Here is a 15,167-nt window from a genome sequence, read left to right as displayed (position 1 = left end):
TAGCAAGCACTTTTTTTGTTTTTTTATTTTAGAATAAATCCGTTCATCTTTCAGCTCATTTAAATCAGTCGAGGGGCTAGTTGCCCCTTCATTAGCTGATGACTCCCTCTGGCTCGAATACCTCTGCAGGCCAGTGTAGTTCCACACCTTGGCGAAGAAGAACATTTTGAAAACATCCAAGATGCTCTGCTGATCGGCTCACTTCAATGGGATATACTTCGTTGGAGACACAGTAAGCCGCTAGGCTTCCCGCTGATTCTCCTATATTCCATTCTGTAGGATGCAATCGATAGCAGCCATTGGCTATTTGGGTCATCCCTATATTTTTGCAGGCAGGAAGTAAATTGCGCATTCTCACCGGAATAAGTGATCTCAATGGAATTTCATAAGGATAGTTAGGGATGTAGAACGTTCGCTGAGATACCGTAGTTGGATGAAGATCCAAATGATAGCTACCTACACCTACACTGTCTATATATCGCTTGGGTCCCTCTTCTCCCCGAAGCTCACGACTTACATCAAACTCAGATATCATATACTTGGCCTGAATTCGGCGTGACTCACGAATATAAGCCGTTTTAGCCAGACCGTCAGATGTGCCGAGAATATCACCCCGTGGTCGAATGCCCGGATAGCCGAACCCTCCATCTAATCGGGGCGCTTCGGTTTGAAGCCAATATATTAATGAACGAGTCAACTCACGCGCTCCTTCTCGATGTTTTGCCTGCTCCTGAGCGGTGACACCGATCAATGGCCCTAGGTAATAATCATTTTGCGCCCAGTTTAAAAGAGTTACCTCACCATCATTTAGCGGTTCGCTCCATATCGAGGGATCTACAATACGACGATAATCCCATAAGGATACAATGCCCTGATCGTTAGGAAACAATGTGAACTGTTTTAGTTTACTGGTATCATCCGCGTCAGTAGCAAACCAGCTCAAAATCGGAAAACGGGAAAAGGAAGGAATATAATTTCTCCAGAAATCATATTGTTGCGGGCGCTCTATAATGAAGCTTTCCTGGGGAATATAGTCTACGGCAGCCACATGTGTGATAGATTGCATATCAAAAGGGTTAGCACACTCCAGTGCATGAGGTTCACCCGTAGCAGCCCGCGACTCCGCTCCACTCGTATGCTCCACGCCCGCCATTGGAAGGAGATCACCACACTCTGTCGCATCCAGATAAAACGTTCCGTGCAGCACTCTAAATCCACACTTATGATCAGAGCTATTCGAGGTACGGACAGTTACAGAAGTAATACAGTCCCCATCCGTCTGAACCGCAATAGGCACGGTGTGATAGTATACATGAACGCGCCCCGTATTCAAATAGGGAGCGAGCATATCTTCAAGCACCCGCAGAGCTACCCGTGGTTCATGGGCCAGACGGCTTACCCAACCATTCCCAGGGTTGAGAATGGGATTATTCCGTGCTTCTTCGGTTAACGGATAGTTCTGACGGTAGTAGTCACGCACACGATTACGGAACTCACGGTATGTTGCTGTGCAGCCAAATTGTTCGATCCATCGATGCTCATCTGGGGGAACCGCCTGTGAAGTTAACTGCCCCCCTAACCAATCCGTCTCCTCCGTCACGATGACTCTCATGCCAGCCTTCGCCGCCGCAAGAGCTGCCGATGTCCCCCCCAGACCTCCGCCAATCACAACAATGTCGGTATCAAGCCGTTTTTGCGTCATGGTTCGTTCCCCTTTCATTCTTGTACTAGGACTCGGTCATTTCAAAAGCAAGCCGTGCAGCGCCGATGATTCCAGCGCGGTTGCCCAACAATGCCCGACTTACTTCCGTTTGAACTCCAAGTTGGTGCAGATGCTTTTCCAGCATGGGCCACCAGACCTCTCCCGCGTCCGCTACTCCTCCGCCTACAATGATTGCCTCAGGATCAAGAGGCACCGAGATATTAGATAGAAGCACAGCTAAATCTGCGGTGTAATCATCCAGCACCTGGATTGCTTCCTGGTTACCGTGAGCGGCCTCTTTCACAATCTCGTTCCCTGAGCGGTACAATTTACCGACGTGTTCCCTACCTCGACGTAACAAGGCGCTCCCCGATACATATTGCTCGGCGCACCCTTTTTTTCCACAATTGCAGGGATGTCCCCCCGGGAATAGAATACTGTGCCCCCAATCACCGCCGCTCCAATGAGCCCCTCTGCACAAGAGGTCATTTTCCATATATGCACCTCCGACACCTGTTCCCAACGTGAGCATCACCAAGCGTCGCTTGCCCTTCCCCGCTCCCTGCCACGCTTCTCCAAGTAAAGCGGCGTTCGCATCATTATCAGCAACCGCTCGTAAAGCCAGTTTTTCTCTAGCCCACGTTACCAAGGATGTACCTTGCCAGCCAGGTAGGTTATCTGTGGCATACACAACTTCGCCGCTCTCCACATTTACTCGGCCAGCAGTAGCAATGCCTAGAGCGCCTACATCTATATGGGCACCGATGCTGGTATCTCCAAAAGAACGCAACAATCCGAGCACAGATTCTGACACCCGCGACAACACCCATTCACGTCCACGGGAAGCGTCCGTATCCAGCCGGATTTCATCAAGCACCGATCCGTCCCGTGCCACTATGGCGGCCTTCACCGATGTGCCCCCAATGTCGATTCCAATGACTCTGTTCACAGCAGCTGCCACCACACCAACCTCCTTGTTGCCCCACATAAAAGCTTACTAGCTCTTTTTACAAACCTTCTATTTAGTAGCAATACATGAAATAGCCATTCATATGCACCACAAACACAAGTCATTGAACTGTCAGAGCGCACAGTTTTCAATTCACAACTGAAAAATCTCAATAGCTTCGTTCAATAACGGCCCTCGCTGTTTTTTCCTTCATCTGTTTGGTGTGACTCGTGTGCTTGCGAGCAAGCCCTTCGCAGATGAGGTCAATCACGAATAGCTGTGAAATTTTAGCACCGATTGAACCACCTTCTATCGGGGCTTCTTTGCCTGCGGTCAGTAACACGATATCTGCAATGGAGGTGATGGGTGATTTCGCATAATTCGTAATTGCGATAACAGTTGCACCGTTTTGCTTGGCTTTGTGCAGCATATCGTTCGTATCCAGCGTACTTCCTGATACACTGATGCCGATAGCGACATCACCCGGGTTCATGGACACCGCCATCATCGACTGAATATGACCGTCTGCCACGGCCTCGGCGCGCCGCCCGATCCGTAAGAAACGATTTTTAGCATCCTGCGCGGAAATTCCCGAAGCGCCTACGCCGAAAAATTGAACATAGCCCGCTTGATCGAGACACGCAATCGCACGACCAAGCTCTGAATGGTCCAGCAGTCCCATACTGGAGTGCAAAATATCGAGCATGTTGTGATACACCGTACGCGTAATATCTTGTTCGTTATCTGGGTCGATGTTCTCCTCGCCCATATCGGTTTTACGATAAGTCTGGTTTTGTGCCAGGGACAGTCGGAAATCCTGATAACCTTTGAAACCAATTTTCCGACAAAAGCGCATCACCGTCGTTTCGCCTGTACCTGCAAAATCCGCCAGCTCCGTCACGGAGAAATATATGATATCTGCGGGATGCTCCAGTACGCATAAGGCGACTTTCTGCTCCGATTTCGTTAATGAAGGATAATACGTGTTAATTCGGTCGTTCATCTCCATAGATGCATTTCACTGCCTTCCTTGCGGCATCGGCAAACCGCTGCGTAATCAATTGGGGTCTGGTAATCGCCGAGCCTACAACCACTGCATGTGCTCCCATTCGGAATGCTTCCTCAACCTGCGCTGGATCATAGATTTTGCCCTCTGCAATTAAAGGAACAGGAACCAGTTCCGACGCTCTCCGAACCAGCTCCAGATCAGGACCCTCAATCTGAGTAGAGTACGGCGTATACCCGGATAACGTGGTGGATACGCAGTCTGCGCCAAGGGAGGCCGCATGAAGCGCCTCCTCCAGTGTCGATATGTCTGCCATGGAAGTGACTCCCTGCTCATGGGCATAATCTAGGAGCCTCTTCAGCTTACATCCCGCTGGGCGCGGTCGTAATGTGGCATCCAGCGCAATGATATCCGCCCCTGCCTCCACCAGTTCCTCCATTTCACGAAGGGTGGGCGTAATGTAAATATCAGAATCATCATAATCCCGCTTAATCAAGCCAATCACTGGTAGAGAAATCGCCTGTTTAATCGCACGTACATCCGATGCGCCATTGGCGCGAATCGCTACAGCTCCACCCTGCTGTGCGGCACGCGCCATTTTGACCATAGAATCTGCTCCATGTAACGGTTCGCCTGGTAGCGCCTGACAGGATACGATCAGTCCGTGCTGAACTTTGGATAATACACCTTCCATTCCCATAGGAATCACCCTCTCTTCTCGGCATGATGCCGTACGGTTAATCCGACTTCAAAGGTGCGGTTCCACGGCATGTAGCAATCTATAATTTCCACGCAGCCTTCCGGCCCGTTCACATATTCATTGAGTGCCTGCTCCAGCCGTCCGCGAATAACCGCAGCTACCGAGCCTCTCGGTCCATCGAGCATAAACTTGGTAAAACCCATCTGCTCCACAATTTCGTTATTCATAGCCGTACGTACCACAGCGCAATAACAGGCATCCTCGGCGTAGCGCAGCGACAGAAAATCCAAATGTTCCTCCGTAGAGCCATAGTGGGTATACAGCATGGACTGAGCAATGACGGTGCCCAGCGTGTTAGAACTGGTATTCCAGCCTGCATAACCTGCCAGCTTAAAAAGCAGTCCTTTTTGCTTTAATAGTCTAAGTAGCTTGAGATCTGCGCCGTTGGCGTAGCCCACATCAGCAACTGCAACATTTTGACCTGCATATTGCAGCATATAAGAACCGTACTCAACCAGCTCTACTACATTCCGATGTACATCATATCCGGTCATTGCACGCTGCTGGGATGAAGCCTCTGCCATCGTGTCACCGGGTGTGTTAGCCAACAAAATCCAATCAGCCTCCGTTGCCGAGGAAGCTATCAGCCCACCTGCCGCCATAATCTGATATTTTAAGGTTTCGTAAAAATAGCGATCTTCAAAAAGCGGAACTACGAATGCCCCCTGCAAAGCAGACAATCGGGGATACACCAGTGGGACTACATTATTCATCTTGTTAACCCAACGAGCCAGCAACGTACAACCCACTTCATCTGCCCCCGGGTACATGTATACATTCAAATCCAGCCCAAGCTCAGAAATACGACTTCTTAGCCGCTGCTGATCCTTGGCGGTATAGCCGTAGGGAGCCGAATCATCCTGTGGGATAATCATAAAATCAATGATACCTTCTGCTACGAGATCCAGTGCAACTTCATTAGCCTCCAAATTCACATGGCGACGCCCCAGGTAATCATCCAGTATTTCTATTGGCAAACGCTCTTTAATATCAGTTAATTCGAGCAACTCTTCTGCGGTAGCGATCCCCAGCTCCTGACGATGCTCAATGAAGCCCTTTCGGAATATCTCACGACCCCAATCGGCATAGTAATCCGGTTCTTCATCAGCCAAAGAGTATTGCGGACAACGCATAATTAGTTGAAATGCATACAGAGTCAGTTGCGGATATAGTTGCTTTAGCCTGCGAAGCCGATTCACTCTATCTCTGACCTGCTCGCTCGACATACCGTGTAGTCGAGAAGGTACGATTCCTCCGTACAGCAACGTATCCATCGCAACAATAGCTCCATCAGCAGTAGCCGCGCGTTCCTCGAGCCATGCCCATAGTCTGGTCGTATCGCCAGGGGTTTTCTTTTGTCCCATCCATTCTAATGGGGGTCGCTCCATTTCCAAGTCTGTACCCTGTGCCAGTAAATAAGGAAATTGATAATTACAGGGCCGCTCATCCAGCGGTATAAAAAGTAATCGGGTGCTTGACTTCACCGTACGTTCCACCTCTCCTGAAAATTACCGTTATCCTAACGGCAAATGATTATTTTCAGGGCAGCTATGCTGCCTTGGTTTCATAATCCATCGCAAACACTCACAAGATCAGTCGATATTTGCCTTGTTCGTCCTGATCGACATAACCCCACTGCGCGGCAGCACGGATCGCCGGATTGCTACCCAGCCGAGCCTCCGCTTCTAAGCAAGCAGTGATACCGCGTCGCAGTTCTCCTGTAATTTCGTCCGTCAGAGGCGACGGCTCTTGCCCGTCAACTGCTTCGCTCGGCGTGCTGCTCTCCCCGGACTGTGCATCGTCCTGTCGCTCGCCACTGAGCGCAGCTTGGCGCAGCACATGCCACAGGCCTGCGTCCAGCTCGGCACGTTCCAGCCACGGCGCGGCCTGGGACACGAAACCTGCTGCCGGATCATCAGCAGGCACGTTCCGTAGGACGCTCACGGTCTGAAGCAGCCGCTCAAAGTACATATCCAGCGCAGGGATATCGCGCATTTGCAAAGCAAGATCCACGTCCTCATACGCGCTGCCGCCCAGTCGGCTGTTCCTGTTTTGACGACAGAAAAACATCAGTTCATCCGCACGCTCTCCCGCTAACTCCCGCACAGCCCATTGCCAAGATAGCTCAGGCATATACCGTTCACTGTTCCACATATAGTGGGACATCGTAATGAGCGTTACTTTGGAGCATTCCCACTGATTCATCGGGTTGGCCACCATACCGGTATGTCCGCAGTCTGGTAGCCCGGAATACCGTCCGCGCAGCGGATCAAGGAATAACCGATCATGGTCACAATCATTCACCGGGATGTTATCCCACAGCCACAGCTCATGTCCGAAGAACGCATGATTATTGGCGGCGTGCTCGCGACTAATCTGTGGGGCAAAAACAAAGTACCCCGTCCAGAACACCTTAATCTCCGGATGCAGCCGCTCACGGAAGTCCTTTTTGTATTCGGTATCCCAATACGACCAATATTCCGAAGGACAGACTGTCAGTGTAAACTCAGGCAGCCGTTCAGCCAGCCATGTGTGAACCTTGTTCGTCAAAAAGACATGAGCGTGACCCGAGCGGCCCAGCAAATGTCGATTTTCCCCTTTGAGTACATAATCAATATCATCCATTAATACAGAAAAATGACGTACGCCAATCGCAATCACGGCCGCCAGCTTTTCCGTCAATTTAAGGAAATCTTCATCGCTGCCAAAGCTTAGGTCGTTCCCTGGACTGATACAGTAATGAAAATCAATCTCATGCCGTTCACAGGCTTCCTTTAATTCGCGGATCTGGTCAAACGTATCCTCAGGGTACGGCTCTCTCCATAGCTCACGATGATATGGATCATCCTTGGGGGCATACATGAACGTGTTCATCCGATGCGCAGCCATAAAACGGACAGCATCCATCCGATCCGCGAAACTCCACGGTTTCCCATAGAAGCCCTCAATAATTCCTCTGACCGGGAAGGAAGGCTCATCCCGAATAGACATCACCGGCAGAGTACATCGCTCCTGTTCCACTTGAAGCAGGAGATGCAGGGCATCCATGCCGTATTTGAGCCCTCTTTTATTGGAAGCATGGACTTCAATCCGCCCGTCCTTCTGAATGTCCAACCGATATCCGTCTGCAGCAAGCGTTCCGTCATATTCGAGCACCAACTGCACGCTTCCCCGTGTTTCAGTCGGTACACCCGGTCCTGGAGGCACAATAAGCTTGATCGGTCCCTCGGGGTCCAGCACACCTTCATACTCCTGATTCATTGCAAAGCGAGAGGACAGTTCACAGACCAGACGCGGTTCGGAGATAACCAGCCTTTCCCCGCTGTCATACACATCACGAAAATAATATTGTATCTCCTGCGGTGATAACCCTACACCCGAATGAGGCCCCATTCCTTTGGACAATTTCATCGCAATCATCTCCTTCCATTCACAGGCTCTTCGTAGCCATGACTACTGGCTTATCCTTTTACCGCTCCCGCCAAACCTTCCATATAGTAGCGCTGTGTAAACAGGAACAATATAATGATCGGCAGTACCGAAATCATTGTGCCTGCAGCAATCCAACCGAAGTTATAGGCAAATTGACCGTTGAGATACGTGAGCGCAGCTGCCAGCGGATATAGCTCCGTATCATTTAAAATAACGATAGGCCACAGAAAGCTGTTCCAGAACGACATCGCCTCCAACAGAGAAATTACAGCGAGCGCCGGCTTGACCAGCGGAAGCACCAGCTGCCACCAAATTCGAAACTCCGAAGCGCCGTCCATTTTACCGGAATCACGCACATCAGTGGGAATATGAATAAACGTCTGTCGCATTAGAAAAATGTTGAACACGGAGACTGCCCCGGGCAACACCACACCCAAATATGTATTGCCCAGATGGAGCCCTTGAATGGTCAGATAATGCACAATAAATGCGGTGTAGGAAGGAATAATCATCGTGGCAATCAGCAGCGTAAACACCAGATTTTTACCCTTAAAACGAAATACAGCCAAGGGATATCCCGTCAGACTGGCGAGTACCACATTGAGCACAACGCCCAACACCGTAATGATGACCGTATTCAGCATATACTTTGGAAAATTCATGAACTGCCACACCTGAACATAGTTGTCGAAATCGATAAAGGTCGGAAAAATAGCGGGCGGCGTTGAAAAAATGTTGCGACCTGGCATGAGGGATACGCTGAGCAGCCATAGGAACGGTCCCATTAAAAAGAGGGCGAGTAGCACTAGAAGCACGTAGATGACCGTCATTCTCAGCATTCGAGCAAGACTGCGCATGATGCGGCTGCTTTCCTTTTTAGGAAGAGATGAGCGTAGCATTTTGTCATCCTTTAGATTCATCAATAGGGATTGACACCGCCTTTCCTATTGAATCGGAATACGATAATACTAAGTACGGCAATCATTGCACCGACAATTAAGCCAAGCGCAGAAGCATATCCAAAATTGAACTGCTCCATGCCCTTTTGAAAAATATACAAGCTGGATGTCAACGTGGCCGTTCCCGGTCCACCCTTGGTTAGTACATATACTTCATCAAATACACGAATAGCTGACATGAGTGATATAAGGGTACAGAACAAAATGTAAGGTCTTAACAGTGGAAGAGTAATATGAACAATCAGACGCCAGCGGCTTGCTCCGTCGACTCTAGCGGCTTCGTACAGATCTTGAGGAATATTTTGTAATCCAGCCAGATAGAGCATCATATAATACCCGAGTCCCTTCCACATTGTGATGAACATCAGTACATACAAGGCCAAGTTGCTGTCCGATAACCAGTGTATGTCTTTGCTAATCAAGCCGACCTGCATGAGCAAGTAGTTCACTACGCTGTTATTGCCCAATAGCCAGCTCCAAATTAAGGCTACAGCTACCATCGAAGTCACAACAGGGATGTAGTAGGACGTACGAAATATTTTAATTCCCGGGATACGGCTGTTCACAAGCACAGCCATCAGGATGGAGAAAATTTGGAGAAAGGGGACAATGAGCACGTACAACAATGAGTTCCAAATTGAAATAAGAAAGTTACGGTCCTTAAACGCCGCTTCAAAATTATCCAAGCCGACAAAATGGGTATCTGATATGACAGAGTAGTCTGTCAATGCCAGCGGGATGCTGTAAATAATAGGCCAAAATACAAAGACGGCAAGCAATAACAGTCCTGGCGTCATAAAGGCCCAGGCCGTAAAGGACTCCGACCTTAACCATTTGATCATGCTGCATCACCACCTGATTTTGATAAATGAACAGGGGAGTATTCATTTACTCCCCTGTCAAACCTATTGCTTTAAAATATCGTTCACTTCCTGCTCCAGGGCAGTAAGCGTCTGCTTCGTATCCGTGCCGTTCAATACAATATTTTGCAAAGCTCGCGCGATGGCACTGTTCACATCTTTGGCATTAGGCACACCGACCATATAATCTGTCGCCTTATCCAAGCTTTGCGCGGATACTACCTTGGCTTGTGCTTCTAATGATTTATCAGACTGAGTAAAATATGGATCTTTAATGGAGTCTTTCGTGGAAGGTAGTGTATTCGCCGCTTTAGAAAAAGCTGTTTGACTCTCTGCGTTTGTCAAGAAAACAGCAAATTTCACTGCTTCGTCCACATGTGCAGACTTAGCAGGTACGACCAGGTCCATGGAGTTGGAGAGCCGCACATCAGCTTTACCGGTTGGGACAGGAACAGCAATTGTGTTCTTATAAACATCCGGCGCAGCCGTTTTGATAAAATTGATGAACGTCGGGCCTGCCAGCTCGAAAGCAACCTGCTCGCCGGCATAATATTTCACTTGTTGTGAGAAGTCAGCGTCTTCCTTGAGTACAACGCCATCTTCCATCTGTTTTTTTAGATTATCAATCATGGTGACTGCTTCTGGTGTATTGAACGCCGCTGATGTCTTTTCTTTATTTAGAATAGGAATGCCGTCCACAGCGAAAAGCTTGGATACAAGTTGCTGAGCATAGCCTGCTTTGCCAATTTTTCTATTGATCTGACGGCCCCACTCAGACAATTCCTCCCGGGTTTTGGGCGGATGAGCAGGGTCCAATCCGGCGGCTTTGACCAGCTTTGTATTCATGTAAAGCACTTCTGTACCGGTATACCAGGGTAGCGCATAAGCTTTACCGTTAATGACTGTGGAATTATAAATACCCTCGAAATAAGCAGCCTTTTCCTCGGGCGACAAATGCTCATTCATATCAACAACAGCACCCTTGGAGCCCATTTGGCTAGCAAATTCTGTATTGAGATTGACTACATCCGGACTGCTGTTGCTAGCGATACTTGTCAACAGCTTGTTGGTCACTGCATCATAAGGGTAATCCTTCCAGTCAATTTTGACATTGGGGTTCTTCTGCTCATAATCGGCAATCACCCGATTGAAATACGGGGTAAATGTAGGTTGTAGTGCAATGGTCCAAAATTGCAGTGTTACTTTCCCTCCGTCAACCTTTTCCGACTTTGATCCTCCACCACCGCAGCTGCTCAGCAGTACAACCAGCGCCAGCATAGATACAAGCAACCGTAACCTGCCTTTCGCTTTCTTTGTCACATGGTGACCCCCTTGTTCTTAGTTGATTAAGGCAAATTATAGCAGAAATACCGCTAAAGAAGGAACGTTTTTTCAATAAAATAAATTTAGAAGGAATAATTTTTCTTTTATTGGATACAAAAAAGACGCCTCTTCAGCAGAGACGCCATTTTCCTAAATCAACCCGCAAAGGGTTCACATCTATTAATAGTATGGGGCCATGAAAACGTACACCAGTACCCCTGTCAAGCTCACATATAGCCAAATTGGCATCGTCCAGCGCGCAATCTTACGATGTTTTGCTACCTGCATCGTCCATCCCCATACAACTGTGAACAGTGCTAGCGGTACAATAATCGCAGCCAGTATGCTATGCGAAATCAACAGCGTAAAGTAGATCGGCCGAAGGATACCCACCCCACCATATTTTGCAGTTTCCGGCGAAATGTAGTGAAAGGTCAGATAGGAAAATAAAAATAAAACGGTACTGGCGAAGGCCAGCAAAACAAAGGTTTTATGAAGCTTAATGTTCTTTTTGAAAATAGCAACCAGTGCAGCCACCAGAAAAATAAACGTGAAGCTGTTAAAAATCGCATTCAGCCTTGGGAAAATAGTGAGATCAAAACTCACACTACCCTGGTATCCGATCGGCGAAAAGAACAGCAGCAAAATAATCACGTTGGCTATAATGGAAACGGTGATAATCAAGGCTGTAAAATTACGATTGCTCGTTGGAACGTACTGCTTGTCCTCACTCGCTTTATTCATCATGAGCGTCTCCTTCGTTAAATTCAGGTTTTCGTTACTGTTGTAGTCATAACCATAATATATTATATAGAACTCATGGACAGCCTGTGAAGTGACAACAGTATGAACAATTTCACAGCCATCTGTCAGAAAATATGCTTCAACATTTGAAAATAGCCCTTTACTTCCCTATATCAACGGTAGAATGCATTGATTTTACAAGCTTTATACACACAAAAAAACACCGGGAAGGTCTGATTACCCGCTCCGGTGTTGTATCGGTTATGCAATTAAGCAGCCTTGATGATCCATATTCATTGCTGCCATACGTCACTGTATTCCTGATGGCGCTTGAACAGAGCAAGCGCGTACGAGCAAGCAGGAATAACCTTTTTATGCTGATTCCTTGCCATATCAACCACTCGGTCGATGAGCTCCTTGCCGATTTTTTGACCCCGTAACTGCTCGGATACAAATGTATGGTCAATGACCAATGAGTGGTCATCTATGGATTTATAGCCTACTTCTGCAACTACCTGTCCATCATCCACCATGACTACTGCATGGTCCTCCTCGCGAATTTGTCTCATGAAACCAATCTCCTTTCTGACTGAAGAAAATCCCGTTACAACTCCATGCTAACGTATTACTGCAATCACTTCATGCCGACGCTAGATATCCTTATCATTCCCCTATTTAGGAATCAGCGAAACATTACATACGAGGATTTTGCAAAAATCCCATAAGCGACTTCCAATGAACAAGATATAGATCGAAATGGTTTAGTTCGTCTATATCTTGCACTTCGGAGCGACTGGAATCGAATTTTTCAAAATCCTGACACATAAAATAGGATCTATCGTCGACACTATATTTATTCCAATGAAGGCAAGGGAGGTGCTGCGTTGCGTACGGAATTAAAACCTGTAATCCCGTTTGAACCGGAACTGAGCGAAAAAGTACCTGTAGATCCGGGCCTTTGGCGTTACGAAATAAAATGGGACGGTACGAGAATTTTGACGTATCACGACCAGGGCAGCACACGCCTGTTTAACCGCAAGCAGCATGAACGAACGCTTTTATACCCGGAGCTTGCTCTCTTCCCCTCCTACTGTAAGGCTGATTCGGTCATATTGGACGGGGAAATGATCGCACTCGGTGCCGACGGTAAGCCATCGTTCCATGAAATTATGCGACGGGATCTGATTCGTCGGACGGATCGAGTTCAGTCAGCCTATGAAGCTGTACCCGCTACTTACATGTTGTTTGATATTGTTTATCTGAACGGGGAGTGGGTTCATCTTAAACCGTTACAGGAAAGGCTTGAACTGCTGCATCAGATCATCATACCGAATGAACGGATTCAACTAGCTCCCGCTCATCCTGATGGACAAGCTCTATTTCAGGTTATGTGCAGCCAAGGAATGGAAGGCATTGTGTGTAAAAAGCTGGATAGTCCGTACACATTGGGCGGAAAGGACGGACGATGGCTCAAGGTCAAAAATTATGGCGATATTATTGCCGTTATCGGTGGCTATACCCTAAACGGAGGCATTATCAATGCTGTGTTGCTGGGCCAATATGATAAACAAGGAATGCTGCGCTATATCGGGCATGTGGGGACGGGTAAGCTGACTCGGGAAGATTGGCGTCAGCTTACCGAGCGCCTGCTACCACATATCATATCGGAGCGACCTTTTAGCAATAAACCGGATCGGCATCAAGACGCATTTTGGGTGAAACCCATGTATACCGCCAAGGTTCAATATAGTGAATGGCGGTGGCAAGAAGGACGTACCCTGCGTCAGCCCTCCATACAAGCCTTTGTGAATCAGGGCCCCGATCAGTGTATCGGCCCCTGGATGTGACGTTTTACAGATATATTTTCAAAAAAATGCGGAACAAAGTTTGTATAAATCATTGCAACCAGTGGTTAATTAAATTACAGTTAACTAATTAACTACATCGAGGTGGATCGCATGTTCTTTTTTTTGGACTCCGAAATTCGTCAACTGGCCTATAATCTCTTTCCAGGTGGCAATAAACCGATTGGTGTTTTGGTAGATTTATTTTCCATAACGTATGAAATACGTAAAAACATGGAAAAACGTTCGCGTGAATTTGGTCTGTCCTACGGGCAATATATCGCGCTTTGTGTACTTTCAGCGCAAAGAGATGAAATGTCATCTCCTTCTGCTTTGGCTGAAAAGATGGGGGTAAGCCGGGCAGCAATCAGTTCTATGGTTATTTCTCTCGAACAAGAGGGATTCATTAATAAATATGACGATCCCAATGACAAGCGGGGAGTGTTCGTGTCCCTGAACGATAAAGGAAGAAGTAAAATTCAACAGATGGACCCCTTTTTCGTAGGGCTAGCTTCACGTCTGATGTCAGACTTTAGTGAGTCGGAAATCTGTCAGTTCCAAACCTATTTGTCACGCGTACGTTCTGCGTTTGAAGATGTCAAAGGTTCACGTCTAACCGACTCCAGAGAGGAGAGAGAAAAATGGTGCGAAGACTGAGACAAAAACTGTTCGTCAAACTTGCCCGCATATCGGCTGGCAGAATGGTAGCTGCGTCCGATTTCAAACCTTCGCATTCTCCCAAAGTACATCGGAAAGAAAGGATCATTCCCACCTCTGTTGGTGACTCCAGGGTGATTGTATATGAACCTTCTCACCGGTCTGCTGATCCACTCCCTGTATTTGTAAATTTCCATGGCAGCGGCTTTGTAATGGGCAGCGCCGAAATGGATGATCCCTGGTGTCCGGTCATTACTGAACGTGCGAATTGCGTTGTCGTTAATGTCGATTATCGCTTGGCCCCGGAGTATAAATTCCCTATCCCGCTACAGGAAAGCTATGATGTAACCCAATGGTTGTACGAGCATCCTGATGTGCTCAACGTAGATCCTCAACGCATTGCGGTCGGGGGACACAGTGCAGGTGGTAATCTAGCGGCAGCGCTGTGTCTTATGGCCCGGGATCGCAAGGAATTTCCGATTATATATCAGGTACTGGATTACCCACCATTAGATATTGCTACAGATCCCAAATTGAAGCCCCAATTCGAGAAAGCCATTCCGCCACTAGTAGCAAAGATCTTTAATGAAAGCTACCTGCACTCACCAGAGGAGGCGCGGAATCCGTTAGTTTCCCCCATTTTTGCAGAATCACTACATAATCTCCCTCCTGCTTTGATCATAACCGCGGAGTTGGACTCCTTGGCTGACGAAGCCGAGTTGTACGCCAAACGGCTGATTGAAGCAGATGTGCCCGTGACGTATAAAAAATACATGGGTGCCGCACATGCATTTACCCATAGCGGCGATCTCGCTGTAGCTGAAAACGCCTGGCACCTGATGAGCGATCAGTTGAAATTGGCATTTGAATTCCGCATCGGAGACGTCCTGGCAGAACTGAAGAAATAGAAATAAGCCTCCTGCTTCCACTG

At 47.9% G+C, this 15,167-nt stretch carries 14 protein-coding genes; 3 read left to right on the top strand and 11 right to left on the bottom strand.

The genetic code is table 11. The features are described 5' to 3' along the window. Positions 1-91 precede the first annotated feature (91 nt). The 11 genes from NSQ58_RS06860 to NSQ58_RS06810 form a co-directional block, all read right to left on the bottom strand. Positions 92-1,702, bottom strand: a complete 1,611-nt coding sequence (locus tag NSQ58_RS06860; RefSeq protein WP_023986655.1) for an FAD-dependent oxidoreductase — start codon at positions 1,700-1,702, stop codon at positions 92-94. 25 nt (positions 1,703-1,727) lie between these two features. Further along, on the bottom strand, positions 1,728-2,690 hold the full coding sequence (locus NSQ58_RS06855) for an ROK family protein (protein ID WP_076295752.1): 963 nt from the start codon (positions 2,688-2,690) through the stop codon (positions 1,728-1,730). Between the two features lie 130 nt (positions 2,691-2,820). Continuing rightward, positions 2,821-3,660: a MurR/RpiR family transcriptional regulator gene (locus tag NSQ58_RS06850; protein WP_028541977.1), complete on the bottom strand. Its 840-nt coding sequence runs from the start codon at positions 3,658-3,660 to the stop codon at positions 2,821-2,823. Beyond that, entirely contained in the window at positions 3,638-4,357 is a 720-nt protein-coding gene (locus NSQ58_RS06845; protein WP_068938318.1) for an N-acetylmannosamine-6-phosphate 2-epimerase, read from the bottom strand. The genes NSQ58_RS06850 and NSQ58_RS06845 overlap by 23 nt, the downstream gene beginning before the upstream one ends. 5 nt (positions 4,358-4,362) lie before the next feature. Then, entirely contained in the window at positions 4,363-5,901 is a 1,539-nt protein-coding gene (locus NSQ58_RS06840; RefSeq protein ID WP_068938319.1) for a DUF4127 family protein, read from the bottom strand. 100 nt (positions 5,902-6,001) lie between these two features. Continuing rightward, complete coding sequence (locus tag NSQ58_RS06835; protein ID WP_341057086.1) at positions 6,002-7,828, bottom strand: protein O-GlcNAcase; 1,827 nt, start codon at positions 7,826-7,828, stop codon at positions 6,002-6,004. 50 nt (positions 7,829-7,878) lie between these two features. Beyond that, complete coding sequence (locus NSQ58_RS06830) at positions 7,879-8,769, bottom strand: carbohydrate ABC transporter permease (protein ID WP_023986649.1); 891 nt, start codon at positions 8,767-8,769, stop codon at positions 7,879-7,881. Beyond that, positions 8,769-9,650: a carbohydrate ABC transporter permease gene (locus NSQ58_RS06825; protein ID WP_023986648.1), complete on the bottom strand. Its 882-nt coding sequence runs from the start codon at positions 9,648-9,650 to the stop codon at positions 8,769-8,771. The genes NSQ58_RS06830 and NSQ58_RS06825 overlap by 1 nt, the downstream gene beginning before the upstream one ends. Positions 9,651-9,713: 63 nt before the next feature. Beyond that, positions 9,714-10,988 (bottom strand): ABC transporter substrate-binding protein, encoded by a 1,275-nt coding sequence (locus tag NSQ58_RS06820; RefSeq protein WP_341057085.1) that lies wholly within the window; start codon positions 10,986-10,988, stop codon positions 9,714-9,716. A gap of 183 nt (positions 10,989-11,171) precedes the next feature. After that, on the bottom strand, positions 11,172-11,738 hold the full coding sequence (locus NSQ58_RS06815) for a DUF420 domain-containing protein (protein WP_013308403.1): 567 nt from the start codon (positions 11,736-11,738) through the stop codon (positions 11,172-11,174). A gap of 290 nt (positions 11,739-12,028) precedes the next feature. Continuing rightward, on the bottom strand, positions 12,029-12,304 hold the full coding sequence (locus tag NSQ58_RS06810) for a GNAT family N-acetyltransferase (protein WP_013308402.1): 276 nt from the start codon (positions 12,302-12,304) through the stop codon (positions 12,029-12,031). Between the two features lie 315 nt (positions 12,305-12,619). Here NSQ58_RS06810 and NSQ58_RS06805 point away from each other — a divergent pair, with 315 nt between their 5' ends. The 3 genes from NSQ58_RS06805 (at position 12,620) to NSQ58_RS06795 (ending at position 15,144) form a co-directional block, all read left to right on the top strand. Further along, the gene (locus NSQ58_RS06805) at positions 12,620-13,582 is read left to right on the top strand and encodes an ATP-dependent DNA ligase (RefSeq protein ID WP_341057083.1); all 963 of its coding nucleotides are present in this window, start codon (positions 12,620-12,622) and stop codon (positions 13,580-13,582) included. 111 nt (positions 13,583-13,693) lie between these two features. After that, positions 13,694-14,236, top strand: coding sequence for a MarR family winged helix-turn-helix transcriptional regulator (locus NSQ58_RS06800; protein ID WP_023986644.1), 543 nt, complete (start codon positions 13,694-13,696; stop codon positions 14,234-14,236). Further along, a complete protein-coding gene (locus NSQ58_RS06795) occupies positions 14,221-15,144 on the top strand; it encodes an alpha/beta hydrolase (RefSeq protein ID WP_341057081.1) in 924 nt (307 codons plus the stop codon). Before NSQ58_RS06800 ends, NSQ58_RS06795 begins: the two co-directional genes overlap by 16 nt. The last annotated feature ends 23 nt before the right edge of the window (positions 15,145-15,167 follow it).

It is taken from the genome of Paenibacillus sp. FSL M7-0134, from assembly GCF_038007865.1.
Taxonomy (GTDB): domain Bacteria; phylum Bacillota; class Bacilli; order Paenibacillales; family Paenibacillaceae; genus Paenibacillus; species Paenibacillus polymyxa_B.
This window is presented reverse-complemented; position numbering and strand designations above follow the sequence as displayed.